Annotated in this window: 24 protein-coding genes; 9 read left to right on the top strand and 15 right to left on the bottom strand. The window is 61.3% G+C overall.

The window, feature by feature from the left end:
- Nucleotides 1–37: 37 nt before the first annotated feature.
- The 5 genes from C2L64_RS08120 to C2L64_RS08100 all read left to right on the top strand — a co-directional run bounded on the left by C2L64_RS08120 (nucleotide 38) and on the right by C2L64_RS08100 (nucleotide 6,176).
- Nucleotides 38–1,507 (top strand): mannitol dehydrogenase family protein, encoded by a 1,470-nt coding sequence (locus C2L64_RS08120; RefSeq protein WP_090837504.1) that lies wholly within the window; start codon nucleotides 38–40, stop codon nucleotides 1,505–1,507.
- A 395-nt stretch (nucleotides 1,508–1,902) separates the two neighbouring features.
- Nucleotides 1,903–2,865 (top strand): D-2-hydroxyacid dehydrogenase family protein, encoded by a 963-nt coding sequence (locus tag C2L64_RS08115; RefSeq protein WP_090837536.1) that lies wholly within the window; start codon nucleotides 1,903–1,905, stop codon nucleotides 2,863–2,865.
- Between the two features lie 42 nt (nucleotides 2,866–2,907).
- Nucleotides 2,908–3,792, top strand: a complete 885-nt coding sequence (locus tag C2L64_RS08110; protein WP_007739389.1) for a LysR family transcriptional regulator — start codon at nucleotides 2,908–2,910, stop codon at nucleotides 3,790–3,792.
- Between the two features lie 287 nt (nucleotides 3,793–4,079).
- Complete coding sequence (locus C2L64_RS08105; RefSeq protein WP_244144661.1) at nucleotides 4,080–5,396, top strand: MFS transporter; 1,317 nt, start codon at nucleotides 4,080–4,082, stop codon at nucleotides 5,394–5,396.
- Between the two features lie 27 nt (nucleotides 5,397–5,423).
- Nucleotides 5,424–6,176 (top strand): maleate cis-trans isomerase family protein, encoded by a 753-nt coding sequence (locus tag C2L64_RS08100; RefSeq protein ID WP_079485504.1) that lies wholly within the window; start codon nucleotides 5,424–5,426, stop codon nucleotides 6,174–6,176.
- A 53-nt stretch (nucleotides 6,177–6,229) separates the two neighbouring features.
- On the opposite strand, the gene C2L64_RS08095 is transcribed toward C2L64_RS08100, so the two are convergent.
- Entirely contained in the window at nucleotides 6,230–6,721 is a 492-nt protein-coding gene (locus C2L64_RS08095) for a hypothetical protein (RefSeq protein ID WP_131542578.1), read from the bottom strand.
- A 318-nt stretch (nucleotides 6,722–7,039) separates the two neighbouring features.
- Complete coding sequence (locus tag C2L64_RS53105; protein WP_158660492.1) at nucleotides 7,040–7,204, bottom strand: hypothetical protein; 165 nt, start codon at nucleotides 7,202–7,204, stop codon at nucleotides 7,040–7,042.
- Nucleotides 7,205–7,272: 68 nt separating this feature from the next.
- On the opposite strand from C2L64_RS53105, the gene C2L64_RS53100 reads away from it, so the two are divergent.
- Nucleotides 7,273–7,428, top strand: a complete 156-nt coding sequence (locus C2L64_RS53100; RefSeq protein WP_158660491.1) for a hypothetical protein — start codon at nucleotides 7,273–7,275, stop codon at nucleotides 7,426–7,428.
- Between the two features lie 60 nt (nucleotides 7,429–7,488).
- On the opposite strand, the gene C2L64_RS08090 is transcribed toward C2L64_RS53100, so the two are convergent.
- The 4 genes from C2L64_RS08090 to C2L64_RS08075 all read right to left on the bottom strand — a co-directional run bounded on the left by C2L64_RS08090 (nucleotide 7,489) and on the right by C2L64_RS08075 (nucleotide 11,491).
- A complete protein-coding gene (locus C2L64_RS08090) occupies nucleotides 7,489–8,055 on the bottom strand; it encodes a nuclear transport factor 2 family protein (RefSeq protein ID WP_236674097.1) in 567 nt (188 codons plus the stop codon).
- A gap of 89 nt (nucleotides 8,056–8,144) precedes the next feature.
- Nucleotides 8,145–8,924, bottom strand: a complete 780-nt coding sequence (locus tag C2L64_RS08085; protein WP_090837499.1) for an alpha/beta fold hydrolase — start codon at nucleotides 8,922–8,924, stop codon at nucleotides 8,145–8,147.
- 61 nt (nucleotides 8,925–8,985) lie between these two features.
- Nucleotides 8,986–10,068 carry a porin gene (locus C2L64_RS08080; protein WP_086919044.1) on the bottom strand — a complete coding sequence of 361 codons (1,083 nt, stop codon included), beginning with the start codon at nucleotides 10,066–10,068 and terminating at the stop codon, nucleotides 8,986–8,988.
- Nucleotides 10,069–10,141: 73 nt separating this feature from the next.
- Nucleotides 10,142–11,491, bottom strand: a complete 1,350-nt coding sequence (locus tag C2L64_RS08075; RefSeq protein WP_090837496.1) for an MFS transporter — start codon at nucleotides 11,489–11,491, stop codon at nucleotides 10,142–10,144.
- A gap of 123 nt (nucleotides 11,492–11,614) precedes the next feature.
- Between C2L64_RS08075 and C2L64_RS08070 the strand changes: the two genes are divergently transcribed.
- Nucleotides 11,615–12,511, top strand: coding sequence for a LysR family transcriptional regulator (locus C2L64_RS08070; RefSeq protein WP_042304662.1), 897 nt, complete (start codon nucleotides 11,615–11,617; stop codon nucleotides 12,509–12,511).
- Nucleotides 12,512–12,560: 49 nt separating this feature from the next.
- Here C2L64_RS08070 and C2L64_RS08065 read toward each other — a convergent pair whose 3' ends face one another.
- From C2L64_RS08065 to C2L64_RS08050, 4 genes are all read right to left on the bottom strand, one after another.
- The gene (locus tag C2L64_RS08065; protein WP_090837492.1) at nucleotides 12,561–12,926 is read right to left on the bottom strand and encodes a BON domain-containing protein; all 366 of its coding nucleotides are present in this window, start codon (nucleotides 12,924–12,926) and stop codon (nucleotides 12,561–12,563) included.
- Nucleotides 12,927–12,977: 51 nt separating this feature from the next.
- A complete protein-coding gene (gene mhpA / locus C2L64_RS08060) occupies nucleotides 12,978–14,615 on the bottom strand; it encodes a bifunctional 3-(3-hydroxy-phenyl)propionate/3-hydroxycinnamic acid hydroxylase MhpA (RefSeq protein WP_090837490.1) in 1,638 nt (545 codons plus the stop codon).
- Nucleotides 14,616–14,741: 126 nt separating this feature from the next.
- On the bottom strand, nucleotides 14,742–15,668 hold the full coding sequence (locus C2L64_RS08055) for a VOC family protein (protein ID WP_090837488.1): 927 nt from the start codon (nucleotides 15,666–15,668) through the stop codon (nucleotides 14,742–14,744).
- Nucleotides 15,669–15,730: 62 nt separating this feature from the next.
- Nucleotides 15,731–16,579 (bottom strand): fumarylacetoacetate hydrolase family protein, encoded by an 849-nt coding sequence (locus C2L64_RS08050; RefSeq protein ID WP_079499621.1) that lies wholly within the window; start codon nucleotides 16,577–16,579, stop codon nucleotides 15,731–15,733.
- Nucleotides 16,580–16,740: 161 nt separating this feature from the next.
- Between C2L64_RS08050 and C2L64_RS08045 the strand changes: the two genes are divergently transcribed.
- Nucleotides 16,741–17,409 carry a TetR/AcrR family transcriptional regulator gene (locus C2L64_RS08045; protein WP_079499622.1) on the top strand — a complete coding sequence of 223 codons (669 nt, stop codon included), beginning with the start codon at nucleotides 16,741–16,743 and terminating at the stop codon, nucleotides 17,407–17,409.
- 181 nt (nucleotides 17,410–17,590) lie between these two features.
- On the opposite strand, the gene C2L64_RS08040 is transcribed toward C2L64_RS08045, so the two are convergent.
- From C2L64_RS08040 to C2L64_RS08020, 5 genes are all read right to left on the bottom strand, one after another.
- Nucleotides 17,591–18,370 carry an ATP-binding cassette domain-containing protein gene (locus tag C2L64_RS08040; protein WP_079485472.1) on the bottom strand — a complete coding sequence of 260 codons (780 nt, stop codon included), beginning with the start codon at nucleotides 18,368–18,370 and terminating at the stop codon, nucleotides 17,591–17,593.
- Nucleotides 18,370–19,353: an ABC transporter permease gene (locus C2L64_RS08035; protein WP_236674115.1), complete on the bottom strand. Its 984-nt coding sequence runs from the start codon at nucleotides 19,351–19,353 to the stop codon at nucleotides 18,370–18,372. Before C2L64_RS08035 ends, C2L64_RS08040 begins: the two co-directional genes overlap by 1 nt.
- A gap of 11 nt (nucleotides 19,354–19,364) precedes the next feature.
- On the bottom strand, nucleotides 19,365–20,444 hold the full coding sequence (locus tag C2L64_RS08030; protein ID WP_090837485.1) for a sugar ABC transporter substrate-binding protein: 1,080 nt from the start codon (nucleotides 20,442–20,444) through the stop codon (nucleotides 19,365–19,367).
- A 540-nt stretch (nucleotides 20,445–20,984) separates the two neighbouring features.
- Entirely contained in the window at nucleotides 20,985–21,542 is a 558-nt protein-coding gene (locus C2L64_RS08025; protein WP_079499624.1) for a phasin family protein, read from the bottom strand.
- Nucleotides 21,543–21,772: 230 nt separating this feature from the next.
- Nucleotides 21,773–21,970: a hypothetical protein gene (locus tag C2L64_RS08020; RefSeq protein ID WP_007577192.1), complete on the bottom strand. Its 198-nt coding sequence runs from the start codon at nucleotides 21,968–21,970 to the stop codon at nucleotides 21,773–21,775.
- A 498-nt stretch (nucleotides 21,971–22,468) separates the two neighbouring features.
- Between C2L64_RS08020 and C2L64_RS08015 the strand changes: the two genes are divergently transcribed.
- Nucleotides 22,469–22,783 carry a DUF4148 domain-containing protein gene (locus C2L64_RS08015; RefSeq protein ID WP_007577191.1) on the top strand — a complete coding sequence of 105 codons (315 nt, stop codon included), beginning with the start codon at nucleotides 22,469–22,471 and terminating at the stop codon, nucleotides 22,781–22,783.
- Nucleotides 22,784–22,922 lie beyond the last annotated feature (139 nt).

Genomic DNA, 22,922 nt, shown 5'->3' with positions numbered 1-22,922 from the left:
CGTCAACAACGGGTTTTCCCGCGCTTCGGACCTGAACATGACCGCCAACCCATCGCTTTGCCGCACCGCACTCAACTCATTGAACGACCACGTGCTGGGGCCGGCGTGGCGCGATCCACGCATCGGTATCGTTCACTTGGGAATCGGTAATTTTCATCGCGCGCACGAGGCCGTTTATACGGAAGAAGCCATGCTCGCGGCGGGTGGCGACTGGGGCATCTGCGGCGTGACCTTGCAGGGCGACGTGGGCAAGCGCGATGCGTTGATGGCGCAGGACGGCTTGTATAGCGTGGTCGAACGCGGGCCCGAAGGCGTGAGCGTCACGGTGATTCGTGCGCTCAAGGAAGTGCTCGCGATGCCGCACGACCGTGCGCGTCTTTTCGAATTGCTAGCCGATGAAAACGTGCGCATCGTCTCGCTGACGGTCACCGAGAAGGGCTACTGCCGCGACACGCGAACGGGCGACGTCGACCTGAACCACGCAGGGATCGCGCACGATCTGGCGCATCCGGACGAGCCGTCCACTGTGCCTGGCATCCTCGCCGCCTCCCTCAGACAAAGACGCGATGCCGGCACGCCGCCCTTCACTGTGCTGTCGTGCGACAACCTCTCGCACAACGGCGCGGCCTTGAAGCAGGCGGTCGTGTCGTTTGCACGCATGCTCGAGCGTGAACTCGCCGACTGGATCGACGCGCATGTCGCGTTTCCGTCGACGATGGTGGACCGCATCGTGCCCTCCACCACCGACGCCGACCGCGAAGCGGCGCTGAACGCATTACATACCCACGACGCCGTGCCCGTGCCATGCGAGCCGTTTCGCCAATGGGTGATCGAAGACCGCTTTCCGTCGGGACGCCCCGCGTGGGAACGAGCCGGCGCACAACTCGTCGATGACGTGATGCCGTTCGAACTCGCCAAGCTGCGCATGCTCAACGGCACGCATTCGACGCTCGCGTATCTGTCGATGCTCGCGGGCTTCACGACCATCGACGAAGCGATCGCCCATCCGCCTCTGAGAACACTGATCCACGCGATGATGACGGACGAAATCGCGCCGACGCTCGACGTGCCGCCTTCATTCGACGTGCTCGCCTATCGTGACGCACTGCTCGCGCGTTATGCGAATGCGGCGCTCAAGCATCGCACCGCGCAGATCGCGATGGACGGCAGCCAGAAGATTCCTCCTCGGCTGCTCGCAACGATCGAGGCGCGTTTGAACGCAGGGCAAACGATCGAACGGCTCACGCTGGCCGTCGCGGCATGGCTCGTGTTCCTGCGCGGACACGCCGACGACGGGACGCGTTATGACATCAGCGATCCGATGGCTGCACGCCTCACGGCGAGTGTCCGTACCGATCCGGAGCAACTCGTCGAAACGATGCTGGCGATCAAGGAGGTGTTCCCGCCCGAACTGGCGAACCGGGAGGATTTCCGGCGACGGCTGGTGGACGCTGTCAGGCTGCTACAGCACGGCGCACGACAAGCCATCGCGATCGAGCGCGACTGACGCGCCGTGGCGCGTGGCGCGCCGGCTGGAGCCTGCGACAGCTCGAACTCCCGATGGGCAGTCAGTCAAAATGCGCCCTTCCATCCGGAAGTTTTACGGTTACCTTTACGACTGTTGTAGAGGAACTCGGTTGGCTTCCGGAAATTCAACGAAATAACGATTCCCTAAGCGCGCTATGGGGTAAGCGCTGTGAGGTGGCTTTGGTTCAATGGTGAGCAGTTTCCATGAGACCAGCTCTTGAGTGCTATCCGAATACTTGCTTCTTTGTGCCGCGTGCCAGGTCAGCAAGCGATACACCATGGCAGGGCACGAGCAATAGCTGCAGCCTTATGTCACACTGCCCGGTGCCATTGTTGCGCGATGCACATGACGGCAATCAAATATGGAAGCTCATCATGACCAACTCGCCCCTCATCAAAGTTGCTGTCCTCGACGACTACCAGAACGTCGCGCTCAAAGTGGCGGACTGGTCACCGCTGGAGAATCGCGCGGAAATCACGGTCTTCAACGACCATGTTGCAGACCCGGCACAAGTGATCGAACGGTTGAAGCCCTTCGACGTCGTGTGCGTGATGCGCGAGCGCACGCCGCTTACGCGTGAGATCATCGAACGCCTGCCGAACCTCAAGCTGATTGCATCGACGGGTTCGGGCAACGCGTCGATCGACACGGACGCAGCGGCAGAGCGCGGCGTCAAGGTCGTCCACACGGGTTACTCGTCCACGCCGACCATCGAGTTCACATGGGCGATGATTCTCGCGATGGCACGCCATATCCCGGCCGAAAACCAATCGTTGCGCGAAGGCGGCTGGCAACAGATGATCGGCACGGAACTGGCGGGCAAGACGCTCGGCCTGCTCGGGCTTGGGCATATTGGTTCGGCCGTCGGCGTGATCGGCCGCGCGTTCAGAATGAATGTGATTGCCTGGAGCCAGAACCTGACGGCCGAGCGCGCGGAATCGAAAGGCGTACAACTGGTCGACAGGGATACCCTGTTCTCGGCTTCCGACTTCCTCTCCATCCATGTCCGCCTGAGCGACCGAACGCGGGGTCTGGTCGGTGCGGAAGAGCTAGCCAGGATGAAGCGCACGAGCCGTATCGTCAATACGTCGCGCGGTCCGATCGTCGATACGGCGGCGTTAATCGCCGCGCTAAAGAGCGGACAGATCGCAGGCGCCGCCGTCGACGTTTACGACACCGAGCCGCTCCAGCTAACGGACCCGTTTCGCTCGCTGACCAACGTGCTTGCCACGCCGCATATCGGCTATGTGGCGCATGAGTTGTATCAGACGTTCTACGGCGATACGGTCCGCAATATAGTCGAATGGCTCAATCAGCCGCAACAGCCCAATGCATGACGTGCGGCAAAGTCTTGTGCGCCGTCAGTAGAGGAGCGCGCATTGAAGCTTGATCCCGTTTCTCTCAAGCTGTTCGTGCGCGTCGTGGAAGAAGGCACGATCGCCAGTGCGGCCGAGCTCGAGCACATCGCCGCACCGGCCGTGAGCAAGCGCCTCAGGGAGCTCGAAGAACTGTTCGGCACGCCGCTGCTCACGCGCACGAACAAGGGCATCACGCCGACGGCGGCGGGCGTCAGACTGTCGATACTCGCACGCGATGTGCTGGACGACATGCGCAATATCGTCCTGCAAATGAAGGCGTATTCGGACGGTCTGCGTGGATCGGTGCGCGTGCTCGTCAACATCTCGGCGATTTCGACCTTCATGCCGCCCATCGTCAAGTCGTTCAGCGAGCGCTATCCGGACATCAATATCTCGCTGATCGAGCGAGACAGTCTCGCGATCACCGAGGGCATTTCGGAAAACGTCGCGGAGATCGGCGTCTTTACAAGGCTGCCGTATAGCGCCGATATCGAGGTCCATCCGTTTCGCACCGACGAATTAAAGGTGCTCGTCCCGTCCCGTCATCCGCTGGCGAACCGCCGGCATGTCACATTCGCGGAAACGCTCGACCATGAGCATGTGGTGCTTCGCGCGGGCACACATCTGCGCTTCCAGATGCTCACGGAGGCGAACCGGGTGGGAAAAACATTGCGGGCGAAGGTCGAAGTGTCGTCGTATGACGCGCTGTGCAAGATGGTGCAGGTAGGCATGGGTGTCGGCATCCTGCCCGCGGGCAACGCGGACCTGTACCGGTTGCCCGGCACGCGCACGCTGAAGCTCGATGAGCCATGGGCGAAGCGCGAGCTGGTCGTATGCGTGCGCCGGGCCGACGCGCTGTCACCCGTTGCGCGGCTCTTTTTCGAGCATCTTCGCGCGAGCAACTGAAGCCGTCGAGCTCAGCTGACCTGCCAATCCGGCCATAACGGTTCGCGATGGCAGGATAGCCATTCACTGGTGTACAGCGCGCAGCCATCTCCTTAGCATCAAGTCACTCGCCGCGTATGCGTGGTGCCACCACTGTTTGGCGCTCCTCGCAATCAGGCGCCCCGCCACGAGCAGGCGCCTCTAGCGAACACTCCACCCGCATCGGGTATTCGAGCAACGTCGGCTGCATCGACGCGCGTGCGCGCATCTGGATCAACACGGCCGCCCGGCCGTCAATGGACTACAAAATGAATAGTACTGGAGCAATGGAGACAAGGACGGCTCACGCAGCCTCTTCCGATCAGATGCCGCGCCTCGCACGTTACGTGACGCTCGGTGGTTCGTGGGGCGCGTGGTTGTTCGACGCACTCGACGCAACCGTGTTCGGGTTCGTCATTCTCGCTGTCTCGCATACGTTCTCGGCGTCGCTCGCCGACGTGGTATCGACCGTCGCGTGGTTCCTGCTCGCGACGGGCATTGGCGGCTTCTTTCTCGGTAACGTCTCCGACAAGATCGGTCGCAAGCGCACGTTGCTCATTTCTGTTCTCACTTACGCCACGGGCACGCTGCTGTGCGGCTTCGCCCACAGCATCGTCGAACTCAACGTGTATCGGTTCGCGGTGGGCATCGGCGTAGGCGGATTGTGGTCCGCGGCCGTTGCCCTCGTCAGCGAAATCTGGCCGCCGTCGGGCCGCGCGAAGGCGATCGCCGTGATGCAGACGGGCTGGTCCGGCGGCAGCCTGCTGGCCGCGATCTTCGCCTGGACGCTGCTCGATGCGTCGAACCCCGATTCGTGGCGCAGGCTCTTCATTCTGTCCGCTGTGCCTGCTTACGGCGTCGCTATCTTCATTCTTTTCTTCGTGAAGGAATCGCCCGTGTGGCTCGCGAATCGCGAGTTCCTGAAGACCCACGCCAGCAAAGCAAACCTGTTGCAGATCTTCCAGCCCGAGTACCGGCGCACGACCCTGCTCGCGCTCGCGATTTCGGTTCTCGGCATGTACGGGTACTGGATCATCACCACGTTCACCCCGACCTATCTGCAGAGCATCTTGCATGTGCGCATCGATCAGGCGCCTGTCTTTCTGGTGTGGACGGGCATCGGCGCGACGCTTGGCTATCTCGCGTACGGCTCGCTGGCGGAGCGCTTCGGACGGCGCGCGGCATTTGCGGGCTTCTTTATCGGCATCGCGATTGCCGTACCCGTGTTCGCCTATGGCGCGACGATGATTCCGCTGACCAATGGCAAGCTCGAATTCAACGTACAGAACATCGCCATCATCGGCGTGCTGTCGGCGTTGCTCGGCTTCTTTACCGGTTATTTCAGCGGCTTCGGTGCGTGGTACGCGGAACTCTTCCCCACCAGCATCCGTTCGACGGCCGCAGGATTTTGCTTCAACTTTGGACGCGTCGGCGCAATCGCCGGCATCAAGCTCGTGCCCGCGCTGATTCCGCTGATCGGTTTCACGATGACCTACTGCATCGCGTCCATTGCGTATGTCACCGCCGCGCTTCTCGTGTTCACGCTTCGGGAAACGCAGGGCGTTCAACTCACAAGCGGAAACTGATTTTCAACTCTCGCCAGCCAGAAACCCATGAAGACCTATCGAATCGGCCAGATCGTTCCCAGCTCGAATACGACGATGGAAACGGAAATTCCCGCGATGCTGACCTCGCGCTACGAGCTCTTCCCCGACGAGCGCTTTACGTTCCACTCTGCACGCATGCGCATGATGCATGTCACGCCGGAAGAACTGAAAAAGATGGACGTGGATAGCGACCGCTGCGCGCTCGAACTCAGCGACGCGCGCTGCGATGTGCTTGCCTATGCGTGCCTCGTCGCGATCATGTGCCAGGGCGCTGGTTATCACCGCACGTCGGAATCGCGCCTTAAAAAGACCGTCGAAAGCAACGGAGCCCCGACGCCGATCGTCAGCTCGGCGGGCGCATTGGTCGAAGGTGTGAAGACGATGGGATTCAAGCGCGTCGCGATCATCACGCCGTACATGAAGCCGCTGACGCAACAGGTCGTCGATTACATCCAGAGCGAAGACATCGAAGTGACCGACTCGATCAGCCTGGAAGTGTCGGACAATCTCGCTGTTGGCCGCCTCGATCCGCTGAATCTGATCGGTCACGCCGATCGCCTCGATATCAGCAACGCAGACGCCGTCGTGCTCTCCGCATGTGTGCAAATGCCCTCGCTGCCCGCGATCCAGGCCGTCGAGGACCGCCTCGGCAAGCCGGTCCTGTCGGCCGCGACGTCGACCGTCTATCGCATCCTCAAAACGCTGGGACTGAATACACAAGTTCCGAATGCGGGTTACCTGCTCTCGGGCAAGTACTGAACAAGAAAGGCACCTCCCCGACCGCTGTGCCACATGGCGTCAGTCGCTCAGCGTCAATTCCGGGCGTTCAGGCCGAAGGTGAGTACATACTGGCCGTTGCTTAGCCAGCTGCCGGTGAGCATGGGTGTGCCATCAAGAATAACGTGCGGCGCGGCGAACGCGGTAGGGAGAGATGTCACCGTGTCCGGCGTCGCCGGATGGAGGGCCGGTCTGCCGTTTTCGATGTCGCCCCTTCCATCACCACTGTTGCTGATCGTAAGTCGCTCGGGAGCGGCGCTCACCTTACTTACCGATTTGTCCAGTCTGTCGGGAGCCACTCGTTCGGTGGGACGGAACGAATCTCCTGGAAGAGCGGCATCCCGGGTTTCTACGTTCCTGTCACCGCTAGTCGCCATTGCCCGCGATGAGTTTGCCGGATAGCCTTCCAGATTCTCTCCGGAACCAGACTCTCGAATGCAGCAACTCTCGATGTTCGGATGGGCTACTGCGTTTCCGCTGAGGGCAAGTGCCATCAACACAGCGCTCGTCTGTAGAGGCTTGCGCATGGACTTCTCCCGTCGCTCGAACATCCTGTGTTCAACGGTCCGACTCGAGCTGAAGCTGGAATGTCCCGCGTCGGGCTAACCTGAGTCCCATGTCACGGCAAGTGGGATAGGCCATCTAGCCGCGCGGACTGCCCTTCGCTTCACCACGCAGCACGATCCATTCAGCATAAACGCTGCAGAGAAGTTAGGCAATCGAGCTGTACGCTGCGCAGAAGCGGAGGAAAATTCTTCAGGCGTAACGCGTTTCCAGACCCCGTGCTCGTCTGTGCCCCGTTCGGTCCGGCGCGATGTCGTAATCAGACAAAAGGCATCGCACCATCAAATCAGAGCGTAAAAGTCCGCATGCTGGTCTGTGCGGGTAACGATATCTTCCTCAATTCCTGGCTGGAAGCCGTAGCGGCGCAGGCGTTGAACTGTCAGGCCGTATGCGTAGCCGAACGCCAGCAGTTCGCCGGTCTCTGTCGTGCAGGAATGCGGCTTCATCGTATGAATGATTGACGGCAAAGGCCGCAATGTAGCCACCCTATGCCGACACCTTCCGCGTGAACCGGTTGGACGACCTCGAAAAGCTGTTGCGCCGCCCGATCGGGGTCGACGCGTTGGTGATGATCTATTCCGGTCCGAACGAAACGCACGAGCGCGCTTACCGTATGCTCAATGACGTCAACCTGCCGACAGTGATCGTGTGCCTGCGGATCTGCCTTTGAAGAAGCATTCGTTACGGGATACAACCGTGGAACACGACGCAGCCAACTCTACATTGTCGGCTACGCAATATTAGCTTCCGCCAGCAACCAGCTCTGGGCTTTGGCCTTCATTGCCACTTCGAGTTCACTCCCACGCGTCGCAAAGATGCGACTCACGGGGAAACCGCTCTTTTCAAGCAGATACGCCAGCGGAGCATATTCACGCGGATACTTTGCAACGACGGTGGCGTCGATCGCCACGATGCCCACAGGAAAGGCAAACGAACCCATGTCGTACACGCTCTGGCGTTTGCACAGTTTCCACACGCCATTGCGCCGTTCAACCGTGTCGACGAAACGGTTGTGGGCAACACAACCCAATCCCAATTCGACGTTTTCTCCAACGATGACCGCGTTGGTTTCCACCACCGCCCGGTCGCCGTTGAACGTCACAACGGGCGTGCCGATGAGATGCTTGGTCCGCAACGCGGATGCGCCCATGCGCATTGAACCGTCGACGAAATCGGTGAACGCTCCTTCGAACCAGGTGACTTCGATCTCGCCATCGGGATGGAACAGGTTGCGCAACTTGTCCCATTCGCCCAGATCGCGATGGATCCAGCCCGTGATCAGGTCGGTGATCTGCAAACGGTCTTCTACAGCGGTTGACATGCTCGTACTCCTTTAATGTTGCGTATTAAAAATGCCGCGAATAATCGCGATTCGATTCAATATTGTTATGTAGTGGCCGATAACGACCCGCCGCTGAGAAACCGTCGAAGCACGGCGTTGAAGCGCTCGCCCGTGCGTTGCGGCGCATGGCCGCCGCCTTCTATGACGACGCGCTCACCGCCCAGTCGCGCCGCCAGCGCATCGGTGATCCCTTCGTATGCGGCACTGTGCCCTCCCGACACATGCAGCTTCGGCAAGTGCGCGACCGATAGCTCGCGCTCGGGAACGACTGCTTCCGACGGAGAACGAAAATGCCGTAGATGGCTCGCGAAGACTCGCAACGGCGGCGGCAACGGTTCGGGCAACGGCTGCGTCGGCTCCAGTATCCTGAAGAGCGCGCGAAGATACGCTTCGTCTTCCGCAGGTGGATGCGCGGCAAGACCCAGCGTCGCATAGTGAAATGCCGTCACTCGCGGATCGTTTTTGGCAATTGCGCTCGTGCCCGATTCGATCAGCGTCAGCGACGCAACGCGGGCGCAATCGCGCGCGACCGCCAGCATCGCGACGGCGGCGCCGTACGAGTGGGCCACGACGTGATCCCCCGGTTCCAGAAGTTGCGCGACGTACGCTGCGTCCCGTTCGAAGTCTTCGCTGCCCGGCCATGGGCTTTTGCCATAACCGGGTCGCGCCGGCATCACGAGTCGCCATTCATCGGCGAGCGGCCATTGCGCCTGCCACGCCATCGCTCCACCGATACCACCGCCGTGGACGAACACGATGCGAGGGCCGTCGCCGCGTTCGTCGACGACCATGCCTCCCGGGCCGTTGTACTGTTTCTCATCCATGTTCCGTTACCTGTTGGTTCGTGTCTCTACACGCTGTTGAATGCCGCGCCGCGATCGGGGTTCAGAAGCGCGTCGCCAGCCCGACACGCAATGCGGTCTGCCGGTTCGAGCCGGATGGCGACAGCCCGTTGATCCAGGCGAACGCCGGGCCATCTCCGCCCGCCTGCTGGAATGCGCCTTCTACATAGACATTGGTCCGCTTCGACAACAGGTACTGGACGCCGGCCGTGACCTGGCTCGCCTTGTTGTGGGCGAGTTGCGCATTGCCCTTCATATACTGGTAGTTCGCGCCGATCAGCCACGCCGCGCCCAGCCAGCGCGACACGCCGGCCTGCACCACCCACACCTCGCCGCCCGTCAGCGTATTTTTCGTGTCGGTAAAAAGCAGGTTGTAGCGGTTCCCGAGGCCGTCGTAGCGCATGCCGACGCCGTAATTGCGGATGCCTTCCTGACCATTGGCGAGTTCCGGGTAGTGCGCATCGACATAAGCGCCGCCGATGGCGAAGTCACCCGCAACGTAGTTCAAGGAGAAGCCTGTCGTCCGGTTGGCCTGGAACGATCCCGCCACGCCGCCGAAACCGTACATCGCGCCGGCTGTCACGCCGGCGACATTCGGCGATACGTACTTGACCGAGTTCTGCACGCGATGCGCGCCGCCGACGTTATCGAACTCGAAGGCGCCCGTCGGGTTCTCCGGCACGCCCAGTTTCGAGAACGGTCCCTGTCGCAGGTTGTAGAGACCGCCGTATGCATAGCCCGCGTCATAGCCATTGTAGAAAAGCGTGTCGGTCATGAAGTCGTACTGGTTGCCCATCGTGAGCGTGCCGTATCTGTCGTTCGCGATGCCGATATAAGCGTTGCGCCCGAAGATCGAACCGGCGGGCATCGACGCGCCCGTACCAATGTTGAACTGCGAGACCAGCGCAAACACGGCTTTCGTGCCACCGCCGAGATCTTCCGCGCCTTTGATCCCGAACATGCTCGGATAAAGAATCGAGTTGTCGAGTTTGTAGCTATGACTGCCTTTTTCGTTCGTCACGAGTGTCAAGCCTTCGTCCAATAGACCGAAAATCGTCGCGCTGCCTTGAGCCTGTGCGCCCACTGCTACGCACGCGACGCATGTCGCGACCGCAAGCTTTTTCATCGATGTCTCCGTTCCTGTTGTTGTCGTTATGGGCGCGCTTTGTTGCGCCGCTTTATATGACTGCACGTATTGTTCAGTGCACCGCCTTCGCCCGATAAAGCCAGCCCGTGCCGAGCATCGCGATAGCGGCCACCAGCGCGGGCGCCGCGAAGACGGGAAACGCCACGGCTGGCGAGTGCAGCAGTGCGAGCAGCAGACCGCCCGTCATCGAACCGATGATCGATCCCACGCGCCCGACGCCGAGCGCCCAGCTGACACCCGTGGCCCGTGCACGGGTTTCGTAGAAGCCCGCGACCAGCACGTTCGCGCCCGTCTGCGCCCCCGAGAGCCCGAGCCCCGAAAACCACACGGCCACCGCGAGCAGAACGGGGTTGTTCATCGCGTGTCCGATGAACGCAATCGAAATCGCCGCGACCACGTAAGACACGCTGAGCACGATGAACGGGTTCATGCGCCGCATCAGCGCGGCATTGACGAGCGCTCCGACCGTGCCGCTGACGGGCAGCAGCGCACTCACCTGCGCGGCGCGCGCCGCGCTCATGCCGGAGTCGGCGAGCACGGAAGGCAGCCAGCTGCTGATCTGGTAATAGACCCACAGCGTGCAGAAGAACGCGAGCCACAAGAGCAGCGTGCCCTTCCGGTAGTGCGCGTTGAAGAGCGTCGCGTAAGGCCGCGTCGATACTGAGGGTGCGGCCGCCGTGGTCGACGTTGTGGGCGCATGCGTCAAAGGTTCGGCGGCGATCGCGGCGGCGTCCGACAGACGATCCAGAACACGCTGCGCTTCGGCTTCGTACTTGCGCTTGCCGAGCATGAAGCGCAGCGATTCCGGCAGCATCCACCACAACAGCGGCGCGAGAACGAGCGGCGCAACGCCGCCCGCGACGAAAACGCCGCGCCAGCCCCAGGCGGGCATGATGAGCGCCGCAAGCTGGCCGCCGAATGCGAGGCCGATCGTAAAGCCGCAGAACATCAGCGTGACGAGCATCGGACGATGCCGCTCCGGGCTGTACTCCGAACTGAGCGTGATGGCCGTCGGCATGCCGCCGCCCAGCCCGACGCCAGTGAGGAACCGCAGCGCGATGAACCAGCCGGGCGTCGTCGCAAACGACGTCAACAGACTGCCGAGGCCGAACAGCACAACCGACATCACGATCGTCCGCTTGCGGCCGATGCGATCGGCAAGCGGGCCGAACACGAAACTGCCGACCGTCAGACCAACGAGTCCCGCGGCGAAGATCGTCCCCAGTTGTTGCGGTCCCAGCAGCCATTCGCGCTTGAGCAGCGGCGCGACGTAGCCGACGGAGGCGACGTCGAAACCGTCCATCGCCACGACGAGAAAACACATCACCAGGACAACGATCTGTAATCCTGATGTTTTTCTCGAATTGATTAAACCTTCTGCAGTGATAGTGCTGCCGTTCATCGATTTGTCTCCTGATTGTGTGCCGCATCTATGCGCGGTCGATTGCGTGGGGTCCAAGTTAAACGCAGCAGTGCTATAAATCTATACAATGTCTTTCATACCGAATATGAATCTGGTGCATAGATGGATCAGCCCGATCTCAACGCTCTGTACGTCATCGAAGCCCTTGCGCTTGAGCGCAGCGTGTCCCGCGCGGCAGACCGGCTCGGGCTGACGCAACCGGCCGTCAGTCACGCGCTCGCGCGGTTGCGCGAGTCGTTCCAGGACGATCTGTTCGTGCGCGCGGGCGCCGTGATGGCGCCCACGCCTGTCGGAGAAAAAGTGATCGACGGCGTGCAGCGTGCGTTGGCCGTGATCCGCCAGGACATCTGGCAGGCGAAGTCATTCGACGCCGCGACGACCACACGCACGTTTTCCGTGTGTCTGAGCGATATGGGCGTGATCGTGCTGCTGCCACGGCTGCTTGCCGCGCTGCACGCACAGGCGCCGAACGCGACGCTGCGGCCGATCCAGGTGCCGTCGGTGGAACTGGCCTCGGCGCTGCAGGACGGCGAGGTCGATCTGGCGATCGGCTATCTGGGGCGGTTAGGCGAAAACCTGCATCAGCAGTCGCTGTTCAGACGGTCGCTGGTGGGCATCATCGCGGGAAGCGGCACGCGCAAGACGGTGAAGATGTCGCTGGAGCGTTTCGTCGCGAGCCGGCACGTGGTCTCGGCGACGCTTGCGATCACCAACCAGTTGCTCGAAAAGGAATTGCGGCGGCAAGGCATGAAACTGCGGATCGGCGTGGATGTACCGTATCTGCTCGCGGTTCCGGGCCTCGTCGCCAATTCCGACTACATCGCCGTCGTGCCCGAGGAACTGGCTGCGCTCTTCTCGCGGCTCGCAGCCGTCGACGTCTTCACGCTGCCGATTCCACTCGAAGACCTGACGGTGCAGCAGTTCTGGCACGCGCGCTATCACAACGATGCGGGGCATCGCTGGTTCAGGGCACTGGTCGCCAGCACGTTGCGTCAGTGAGACGCCTGCGAACGGCCAGCTACGACGCCGCTCGCAGGCACGCGTGAACTCACTGCCCTTCGTCGCGCACGCCGAGCGCGTTTTTCACCGACGCAACGCCAGCCACTGACTCAGCCGCATGCGCGGCAACGTCGGTCTGGGACTGCTCGGGCACCGTGCCCTGAAGCGTCACGACACCATGACGCGCGCGAACCGAAATGCCCGACGCGTTCAGCCCCTTCGTCCTCGCCAGTGCGTGCAACACGTCTTTCTGCAGCCGACGATCGGCGGCTTTCATCGCCTTCGGACTGGCGGCGGGCGAACTCGCCATCGCGGAAGCCGCGAGGGGCGAACTGGCGCTTTGCGCTTGCGCGTTAAAAAACGTCAGCCCAACAATCGCGGCTGCGGTCACGGTCATCAGATAGCCTGCTTTCATGCGTGTTCTCCTGTTGTCATTGTTGTGAGTGCCTGTCGCCCGCAGCGCGACTTACGCTTCGAGTGCGCCGACGCGCTCGGCGCTATGAGCCGACTCACCCGAGAGCGCGAGTCGCGACGTGAGCATGCCGGCCAGCGCGGGGAGATCGGACAGCGTATCCACCGCGCCGAACACGTAGTAATCCGGCCGCACGATCATCGCCTTCGCGCCGTGTTCGGCGAAGAACGTCTGATACTTCCCGCTGACGTCGAACAGCACACGCCCCGCGACAACCTTGCTTTCATCGCACGTCATGCCGATGGTCCGCGCACCGATGCGCGCAAGCGTGGCGAGCGTCTCGCTGTCGAGATGCAAGTCCGGGTCGGCATCGAGCGCGATCACGTGAAAGCCATTGCCGATCGCTTCGTCGTAGCGCATCACCTCGCCGTCGTTGCGTACCTGCCCGTGAACGCTCAGTTGACCCGCGATACCGCCATCCGCGGAGTTCTGTTCGGTGCGGATCAGCCCGCCCGTCAAACCCGGGAACGGCGGCAACGGCGGCACATCGCCGGATAGGTAGGACGCGTCGCGCCGCGCGGCCTGCTCCGGGTCCGAAATGCACACGACCTGCCCCATCGCGATCGACGCGTCGATCACGGCGCGTACCTGCGGCCGACGCTCGGGTGTATAGCCGTCGAGCACATCGTCGCGCGCAATGCCCTTGAGGATCAGATCGAAACGCCACGCCAGATTCCATGCGTCGCGCAGACCCGAGCACATGCCCTGCCCCATGAACGGTGGCATCTGATGCGCGGCGTCGCCCGCAAGCAGCACGCGCCCCTCGCGCCAGTTCTCCGCGATCAGCGAGCGGAACGTGTACAGCGCATAGCGAACCAGCGAAGCCTGCTCCGGCGTCACCCATTTCGACAGCAGCGACCACACCTTTTCGGGCGTCTGCATTTCCTCGCGCGTCTCGTGCGGCAGGCGCATGAATTCCCATCGACGGTAGCCGGGGCCGCCTGGCACCATCGTTGTCGGTCGCGCCGGGTTGCACCACTGTCCGATATCGGGTACGTCGAGCCTGACGCCTTCATGCGGCTGAAGGTCGATCACGAGCCAGTCTTCCTGGAAGCCCAGATCTTCGAACGTAATGCCAAGCGACTTGCGCACGAAACTGTTCGCGCCATCCGCGCCGACCACATAGCGCGCGCGTACCGTGCGCGTTTCATCCGTCAGCACCCATGTGCCGTTTTCGTTGCGGCTGCGCCGCAGCGTGACTTCGCAATAGTCGGCCTGTTGGCGCAGTTCGACGGCTTCCCAGCCCTGATTCACCGACACCGCTGCGAGCGACTTCGCCTTGCGGTCGAGCAACGCTTCGAGCGAAGGTTGATTGAACAGATAGCCGACGGGACCATCGCTGATCGACTCGGCCGACCAGTCGATTTCGACCAGCGTCTTCCAGTCCGCGTTGAACCACTGGTACTTGGCCGACGGCTGCGAAATGGCCTCGATCTCCTCACCGATTCCCATCGCGTGAAAGACGCGGCGAATCTCGTGATCGTGGAATACAGCGCGAGGCAGCGGATACAGCGACGGCCACCGCTCATAGACGGCGACGTCGTAGCCGCGCTCGCCGAGCAGAATGGCCAGCGATTGTCCGACGGGACCGTAGCCGATGATGACGACGTCATGAATGTGGGAGTCGGTCATGTGATTTCACCTTCGAAAAGTGCGAGTTGTGCCCTGGCGCCGCGCGTTTCCGGCTGCCATTCAATGCACGACGGGAAGAAATGCGATCAGCCTTGCGGCATCACGGCTGCGGCCCTATGCAGGCGCCTAGGTGTTGCGGATGAAGTTGTCGGGCACGGGCGGGCCCCACAGATACAGCGAATCGTGCGGCTCGTAGTCGCCTGCGGGCCACGTCTGACCTGCCGACACGAAGTCGATGTCGGCCGAGTATTCGCAGAACGAGCCCCACGGATCTTCGACGTAGTGGAAGTAATTCGAGCCGAGCACATGGCGGCCCGTGCCCCAGCCTTTCTTATAGCCGGCTGCCGCCATCTGCGATGCGCCTTCGCCGACCATGTTGACGTCGTCCACGTCCCATGCCGCGTGATGCCAGCCGCGCGCGTGGCTCTTCGCAAACGCGACCAGATGATGATCGCTGCCGTGCGGCGCATGCGTGAACGCGATGATGTCCTGCGACTTGTCCGAGAGCCGCAAGCCAAGCGCGTTGGCGTAGAAGTCGAGCGCGCGCAACACGTCGGGCGTGAACAGCAGCACATGCGAAAGACGCCGCGGATGCACGACCTTCGCTTCGGAACGCGTGTGCGAGCCGCGCGCATCGGCGGGACAACCCGCGATCGTGCTCGCCGTCTTGGATGAAGGACTCGTCTTCGGGCCGACCTTGACCTGCAGGAGATTGCCGTCCGGATCGCGGAACCAGATTCCGTCCTGTTCTGCCCCGACGACGAACTCCGCACCGGCGTCCGCGATGCGTGCATACAGCGCGTCGAAGTCGGCGGCGAAGCAGTTGAACGACAGATACGCAAGCGACTTCCCCGCGGCGGGCAGGATGCGCGCCCAGCGATGGCCGTCCGCCGCGTATAGCGCGAGTTCCTGCTGACGCTCGCCCGCCGTTTCGACACGAAGCCCGAAGCTGCGATAAAAGTGCGCGGCCTCTTCGATCGACGGGACGTTCAACGCGAAGTGGTCGATCGAATGGACGCTCGCGCGTGCGGAGGCTGCCGGGTTGACGGTCATCTCTGTCTCCATCTTCTGGATTCGCCCGCTCGACGGCGGGCTGTTTCAACGATTATCGGAAATCACTCAGCGGATTCGTCGGCGATGACGTTGCGCAGCGTGCCGATCTTCTCGACGCTGACCTCGCACACGTCGCCCGCTTTCATCAGCAGCTTTGGCGAGCGCGCCCAGCCGATGCCCGACGGCGTGCCCGACACGATGACATCGCCCGCTTCGAGCGTGATGGCCTCGCTGATGATGCTGATCAGGCTCGCGACATCGAACACCATCTCGTCCGTGCTCGCCGACTGCACCACTTCGCCGTTCAGGCGCGTCTCCAGCTGCAAGCCCTTCACGCCGGGCGGAAGTTCGTCGGCCGTCACGAGATCGGGGCCGAATGCGCCCGTCCCGTCGAAGTTTTTGCCGACCGTCCATTGCGGCGTCTTGAACTGATACTCGCGCACCGATCCATCGTTGAAAACCGAATACCCGGCGACGTGCGAAAGCGCAGCGTCCTTGCTGATGTGGCGCCCGCCCTTGCCAATCACCACGGCGATCTCGCCTTCGTAATCGAGACCGTCGGAATCGGTCACGCGCGGCCGGATCATCGGCTGATCGTGCGCAATCAGACTCGTCGCGACGCGGAAGAACAGCGTGGGATAGTCGGGCTGCTCGTATTTGCTTTCGGATGTGTGATCCGAAAAATTCAGGCCGACGCAGATAATCTTGGGCGGTCGGGAAAGCGGCGGAAGAAAGCGGATCTGCGAGACGGGCACGCGTTCCTGCGACGCATGTTCGCGCGCGTATCCCACCAGATCGACGCCTCGCGCCAGCAAAGACTCCAACGTCTCGCTGCCAATTACCCGCACTTCTTCGCCTTCGCGGATACCCAGTGCGGCCTTGCCGTCCCGCTCAAAACTCACCAGTCGCATGTGTGTCTCCTGACATTCGATGCAGACGAGCCATCGGCTCACCTTGTTTTGACAAATTCGTCATAACGAATATTAGTCGTTTTGACAGAAACGTCAATTAGAATGGCGCCAGGACAAACCCGTACAATGGGACCGCGTTGCGACGAAGGATGAAAGCCCGAATGAAAGAGCCCGAGGACAACTATCAAAGCCGTGTTGGCGCGCTACGCCGCGAAAAGACGCGCAACCGTCTGATCGAGAGCGCGCTGGCCGTTTTTGCCGAGAAGGGACCCGACGCGCCGATGATCGATGACTTCATCGCGGCGGCGGGTGTGGCGCGCGGGACGTTCTACAACTATTTCCGGACCACTTCTGAACTGCTGGTCGCCGTCGCAGGCGAGAGCAGCGACGAGGTGCTAGAGGTTATCGACCCCCTCGTTCTTGACGAAGTGGATCCCGCGAGGCGGGTTGTCGTTGGTTCGCGGTTGTACATGACGATGGCCGTCCGTTATCCGCTGTGGGGCGCGTTCATTACGCGAGTGGGTACGCGGCGCGGCTCACGCGGCCGGTTGCTCGATGAATACCTGACTCGCGATCTTCAACTCGCGATTGACGCGGGCCGGTTCCATGTAGGGCACGTTACCGTCGCGCGTGATATCGCCCTGGGCGCAATCATGTATGGCATCGAAACGCTGCTGTCTGGTGAAGCGCCCGACGACTACCCCGAACAGTCCATGTTCGCCCTGCTACGAGGTTTCGGCGTCGACGAGGCCGAAGCACGCGAACTCGCATTTGCGCCCATCGCAGATTGCGGCCGGCCTCAGGGCGTGGTGTTCGAGAAAGTTGTCTGATCCGTTTGCCGCGCCGACCTCGCATTGCTTTGCTGTCAACGACAGCGTTTCTCACGCGTATCTCGGGAACAGGCGAATCGGATTGTCGTAGAAGCTCCCCGAGCGACCCGCTGCGCCGAGCGCATCGGTTTCATCGATTCGTGCCTTCGACGACGTCTGGTCAGCGTCGCCGCAACACCCTTCAGCTTGACGATGCCTGCGCGCGCATTGTCCGATACTCGCGACGAACGATATCCATCAACTCGGCGACGGACGTGCTGGCCGTCTCTCGCTGATACGTCACACGGCCTCGTTGCATCAGCATGACGCGATCCGCGATGTCGAGCGTCTGCGCGTAGTTGTGCATGATCATGATGATAGACAGTCCGCCCTTTGCCTTCAGGCGCAGGATCAGATCGATGATTAGCCCCGCCTCGCGGGCGCCCATCGCCGCGAGCGGTTCGTCGAGCAACAGAATCCGTGCATTCGAATTGACCGCGCGCGCCACCGCGATGGCCTGCCTTTGGCCACCGGAAAGCTGCTCGACAGGCAGGTCGACGGAGGGAACATGTACGCCGATCTCTTCGAGACATTCCGCAGCGCGCTGGCGCATCGCCCGATGATTCAGCAGGCGGAACGGACCGGGACGAATGATCTCCCTGTTCAGAAACATGTTGTGATAGATGCTCAGCGAATTCGCGAGCGCCAGATCCTGATACACGCACTCGACACCAAGCGCGCGCGCGTGATCGACTGAACGTAGCAAGGTCTCTTCGCCGCCAAGAAACAGCTTGCCGCTCGTCTGCTGATGAAAGCCGGTGAGAATCTTGATGAGCGTCGACTTGCCCGCGCCGTTGTCGCCCAGAATGCCGAGAATTTCCCCTTGTTTGAGCGTCAAGGACACGCCATCGAGCGCGGTAACAGCGCCGAATCGCTTGACGATATCTTCACCACGCAATGCCTCTTGCGGCAACGAGGACATCACAACTCTCCTTTGCGCGCCAGACGAACGACGTGGATGTTGAAGATCATCGCCGCCAGAATCGCAGCGCCAAGAATCATGTTGAAGGTAAACGCGTTGATGCCGATCAGCGTGAAGCCATCATTCAGAATGCCGAGGACGGCTGCGCCGATCAGACCGCCGATGATCGTGCCCGACCCTCCCGCGAGTGGCGTGCCGCCGATCACCGCCGCCGCCACCGCAAGGAACATGATCTGATTGCCGCCCGCTTGCGGATCGATTGACGAAATACGGAAGCCCTCCAGGATGCCGGTCAAACCCGCGAGCACCGAAGCGAGTATGAAATTGCGGAGCTTCAGACGCCTGACATGGATACCCGCTTCGCTCGCGCCCAGCGGATTGGCCCCCGATGCGATCGTGTGCAAACCCCAGCGCGTGTGACGCAACAGCACGTGCATGATCGCGGCGATCGCGATTGTCCAGATGATTTCACTGTAGCCCCACGCCCCCACGAACTCGGCGAAAACGCCCTCCTCGGGTGGCGAAACAGGCGTGCCGCGTGAAATGGTCAGCGTGAATCCGTTCACAAAAAACAGCGTGCCCAACGTGGTGACAAACGAAGGGATCCGCAGATAGACCGATACCGCGCCGTTGAAAAGCCCAACCAGCCCCGCCGCGACGACACCCGTCAGCATTGCCAGCCAGGCGGGTGCACCCGCCTCGTGAGCGAAATGCATGACGAACGGCGCAAAGGCGAAGACCATGCCGGCGGAAAGATCGATCTCTCCGCCGATCATCAACATGATTTCGCCAAACGCAATGATCGCTACGGGCGCAATGAACTGCGACAGGTTCTGGAGGCTCGCGTGCGTCAGCAGAAAATCGTGGTTCGCGGTCTCGAAGTAAGCGCACAGGATGATCGCCACCGCGAGGATGCGGATTTCGCTCGAGCGCACGAACGACCGCGGCCAGAGCCGCGGTCGTTGTGCTTTCTTGATGTCCACCACAGGAGAGGTCACCCCTTGATCGCCCCCGAGCGTGGCACGATTTCAGGCTTCGTGCTCTTGCCTTCATAACGCGTGGAGGTGTTCAGGTAAGGATCGACCGAGCCCTTGGTCACGAATTTCAAGCCGGTGTTCACATTGGCCGGTCCGACGAGCCCGCCCGACGCCAGGAACACGAACGCCTCGACCACCGTATAGAAGCCTTGCACGTAAGGCTGCTGGTCGATCGTGAAATCGAGGAAGCCATCGTGAATCAGCTGGACCGTGCGCGGCAGCAGGTCGAACCCGCCGCCATGCACGCCCTTGGCGGGCAGATTGGACTCTTTCATCACCTCGGCGACGCCCTGCGTGCTCCCCGCGTCGACGGCAAACATGCCTTTGAGATCCTGGTGGCCCAGATAAAACGACTTGATCTTCGAGAGTTCTTCGTTGACGGTCGCGCCAGTGGCAATGGTTTGCACGTCGATTTTCTTGCCCGACTTCTTGATGGCAGCGACGGCGCCGTCCAGACGGGGCTGAATGTTGAGCTGCCCCGGCGTTGCGATAAACAGCGCCACCAGACCGCTATCGACGAGACTGGCGATGCGCTCGCCCATCTGATACCCGGACAGATACAGATCCTGACCGATGTAACTCAAGCGTGGATTCGCGGAACCCTGTGGCGCATCGGCGTTATACGCGAACACAGGGATACCGGCGTCGAGCGCGGCCTGGATAGGCTTGTCGAAAGCCTTTGGATCGACGATGGGCACGGCGATCGCATCGGCCTTCCCGGCAATGGCCGCATTCACGGCATTGACCATCTCAGCGATGTCGGCATTGGCCGAGCCCGTCCACTGGTAGTCCATACCGAGCAAAGCCGTGGAGTCCTGAATGCCGTATTGCGTCGGAACGAAAAAGGGATTGGTCGTCACATGATTGACGAAGACAATCTTCCAGCGCTTGTGGGCGGGGAATGGCCCCGCCTCTGCGGCTTGTGCGGGCGTGATCGCTCCGCCAAGCATTGCCATTGCCGCACTCAGCGCGGCGCCTTGTAGCATGCCGCGACGCATGCCCTGAACTTCGCCTTTTGGGCCCTGCTTGCCTGCCATGTCATCCTCCAGACTTTGAGTTATTGAATAACTTGCTGTGCATGACGGCGCAGGCGAGTAAAGCGCCGGCCGGGCCGCACCACACTTCACGACCCCGTGTGCATGCGTGTGCGCCTGACGACCTGCCGAAAATCCTATATCACGTACTTTTTCTGGCTAATCAACGTATACCCTTAACTATAGTCGGACTATTTGGATGCTGTAGTGCCGTAGTGATGGAAAGCCCATTACTGCGGGTCAGGGCAATTTTTTTCATTAGTGACGACATAAGCATTCCTGACCATGCTGGATACTCACGCACCGTCATCCTTACTGCGACAGAGCCGTTGCTGATTCCACCCACGCGATGGGAAAGCAAACGCGACCTCTACCTGCCGTCGCCCGGATTGCCGGGAACCGCGCGCGGAGCCGTTCCGCCTGAGACGGCCGGCCTTGCGATCCCTGAGTGCCTAGCACAGCCATCAGCCGGTGACGCCCTTGTCAGGGATTCCTTGATATTGAGCGACTTTCGCCATCAGAGACGGCACCGGCCCGCTTCCGCTATCGTTTTGCTGCAGGCAATACGGGATCAATCGCACGTCGGGCGCTCTTCGAGGCTGCCGCGGCCATGTCGAGGTTGCTCCGTGTGACTTCGACCGCCTGCTGGCCAGCGCCCTGCAGGGTTTCATACAGCGTATTGGCGGCTGCGATGGCGGAATTCAGCGCGGCCATGGCGGCTTCAGAGCCCGTCGGTGCGTTTTTGGTTGCGTCCTCCACCACCGTCTGCATCTGGCGCCGGTAGGCTTCGCCCTGCGCCTGTCCAACCCGTGCGAACTCGGCTTGCGTCGCCGATGCGATGTCGAATACCTGGCGGCTGTAACTTTGTACCTTTTCTGCGATCGCCGCGGCGGCGCCATTTTGCAGCGCAAGCCAGTCCTGCGGCTCCTTCACCGACAACGACTTCTGCGCCAGATCGAACGTGTCCGAGACCGTTGCCCGGATCGCCTGTATGTTCAGTGCAGCCAGTTTCTCAACGCCCTCGACTGCCTTGCTGCTCAGCCCGAAAAACAGATCGAGATTGGCCTGTCGGGTTGCAGCAATCTGGTCCTGGTTCAGCATGTTGAACTCCCATATGGGCGATCCCCGCGGAGGTGCCGCACCATTCTGGCGGGTCACGTGGGACATCGGGATCGCGTGTGTGGACCGCACATGCACGGAGGTGGCGTGCGCATGTGCGGTGCTTTTGCAGCGTGATTGCGGAATCGACCGTCACCGTAGACACGTCGCTATACGCGTGACGTGTCCCGGTTGCGAAATGCAATCCTCGACACGTCCGCGACAATCGCCGCTCAGTGTTTTCCGGTGATGGCGCGAAGGACTGAATCGCCATCGCGGGTGAGGCGGGGACGCTGGGCGCCAGACGCGAGCTCTTCGAGCGCGATCAACTGACGTTCCAGCAGGGTGTCAAGTTCTTCCCGGTTCAGGTCAATCTGCTCGGGCGCGGACTTCACGAGCATGAGGGTGGCGAATTCGTGAGGGCTCAGCATCTATTCGTCTCCGACCATATCTGGATTAAACGTTGCCAGGCGCATCGTTTCTGCTGACGCCGCCCGACCGTTTGGTATTCGATAGTTTTGTTCCAGTCTTTCTTATGTCCGGCCCTGCGAATTTGCAGCCTTCAGAGTCGGACCCAAATGTTAAATCGGAAACGGGGCGCGTACTGGATGAAAATAACGCATGGGGATTGCATGTTTGATAGGGTGTTATTTAGTCGAGCCCGCAATAGAGCGATCGTCAAAGCACTGGCGCAAATCCAAACCCCCGAACCTCAATCACACCCGCCTTCCAACCCCAAGCCACCCCATTCGATGCCATCGCGAGATTGCCGCTGGCGAGATCCGTGGGGCGTCGCATTGTCTTAAATGCCGCAACTATGAATTGGCCGACCAAGCGTTTACCCTATATTTTCCCACCTCTAGAATGTGTTCAGCGGTCACGGAACAACAGGTCCGTGATAACCGAATACAAAATCCTGGAGGTAAATCATGAAATCGCTGATCAAGGCTGTCGCAGTCGCTGCAATCATCCTCGTTCCCGTCGTATCTTTCGCCCAATCGAATGGTGGAGTGACCCGTGCACAGGTTCGCGCGGAGCTGGTTCAGCTGGAGAAGGCTGGATACAACCCGGCGACGTCCAACCCAGATGACTATCCGCAGAACATCCAGGCGGCGGAAGCGAAGGTAGCTGCCCAAAATGGTGACGCGAGTGGCTATGGTTCGGGCGCCAAAGGTTCGAATCAGTCAGGCCATCGTGTGGCAGCAGATTCCACGTCGCCGCATTCGATCTACTTCGGCAACTGAGCCGGGCAACACTTGCGCTGATGCGGCCCCTCCACTGCCGGATGACGGTGCGTGTATTAAGCAATGAGCCTGCGTAAACGGCATACTAGCCGCCCGGAAGGCCACCGGGGTTGAGTGAAACTCTCGTATGCCGGCGGTT

The sequence above is a fragment of the Paraburkholderia hospita genome (assembly GCF_002902965.1).
GTDB lineage: Bacteria > Pseudomonadota > Gammaproteobacteria > Burkholderiales > Burkholderiaceae > Paraburkholderia > Paraburkholderia hospita.
This window is presented reverse-complemented; position numbering and strand designations above follow the sequence as displayed.

Bases quoted from the DNA above. Each gene is read 5' to 3' on its own strand.
- C2L64_RS08080 (WP_086919044.1), bottom strand. From the start codon at position 10,068: ATGAAAAAGCTTGCGGTCGCGACATGCGTCGCGTGCGTAGCAGTGGGC.
- C2L64_RS08055 (WP_090837488.1), bottom strand. From the start codon at position 15,668: ATGACCGTCAACCCGGCAGCCTCCGCACGCGCGAGCGTCCATTCGATC.
- C2L64_RS08030 (WP_090837485.1), bottom strand. From the start codon at position 20,444: ATGGCAGGCAAGCAGGGCCCAAAAGGCGAAGTTCAGGGCATGCGTCGC.
- C2L64_RS08075 (WP_090837496.1), bottom strand. From the start codon at position 11,491: ATGAACGGCAGCACTATCACTGCAGAAGGTTTAATCAATTCGAGAAAA.
- C2L64_RS08095 (WP_131542578.1), bottom strand. From the start codon at position 6,721: ATGCGCAAGCCTCTACAGACGAGCGCTGTGTTGATGGCACTTGCCCTC.
- C2L64_RS08085 (WP_090837499.1), bottom strand. From the start codon at position 8,924: ATGGATGAGAAACAGTACAACGGCCCGGGAGGCATGGTCGTCGACGAA.
- C2L64_RS08105 (WP_244144661.1), top strand. From the start codon at position 4,080: ATGAATAGTACTGGAGCAATGGAGACAAGGACGGCTCACGCAGCCTCT.
- C2L64_RS08045 (WP_079499622.1), top strand. From the start codon at position 16,741: ATGAAAGAGCCCGAGGACAACTATCAAAGCCGTGTTGGCGCGCTACGC.
- C2L64_RS08115 (WP_090837536.1), top strand. From the start codon at position 1,903: ATGACCAACTCGCCCCTCATCAAAGTTGCTGTCCTCGACGACTACCAG.
- C2L64_RS08070 (WP_042304662.1), top strand. From the start codon at position 11,615: ATGGATCAGCCCGATCTCAACGCTCTGTACGTCATCGAAGCCCTTGCG.
- C2L64_RS53105 (WP_158660492.1), bottom strand. From the start codon at position 7,204: ATGAAGCCGCATTCCTGCACGACAGAGACCGGCGAACTGCTGGCGTTC.
- C2L64_RS08120 (WP_090837504.1), top strand. From the start codon at position 38: ATGACCGCCAACCCATCGCTTTGCCGCACCGCACTCAACTCATTGAAC.
- mhpA (WP_090837490.1), bottom strand. From the start codon at position 14,615: ATGACCGACTCCCACATTCATGACGTCGTCATCATCGGCTACGGTCCC.
- C2L64_RS08100 (WP_079485504.1), top strand. From the start codon at position 5,424: ATGAAGACCTATCGAATCGGCCAGATCGTTCCCAGCTCGAATACGACG.
- C2L64_RS08065 (WP_090837492.1), bottom strand. From the start codon at position 12,926: ATGAAAGCAGGCTATCTGATGACCGTGACCGCAGCCGCGATTGTTGGG.
- C2L64_RS08025 (WP_079499624.1), bottom strand. From the start codon at position 21,542: ATGCTGAACCAGGACCAGATTGCTGCAACCCGACAGGCCAATCTCGAT.
- C2L64_RS08050 (WP_079499621.1), bottom strand. From the start codon at position 16,579: ATGCGACTGGTGAGTTTTGAGCGGGACGGCAAGGCCGCACTGGGTATC.
- C2L64_RS08015 (WP_007577191.1), top strand. From the start codon at position 22,469: ATGAAATCGCTGATCAAGGCTGTCGCAGTCGCTGCAATCATCCTCGTT.
- C2L64_RS08020 (WP_007577192.1), bottom strand. From the start codon at position 21,970: ATGCTGAGCCCTCACGAATTCGCCACCCTCATGCTCGTGAAGTCCGCG.
- C2L64_RS08040 (WP_079485472.1), bottom strand. From the start codon at position 18,370: ATGTCCTCGTTGCCGCAAGAGGCATTGCGTGGTGAAGATATCGTCAAG.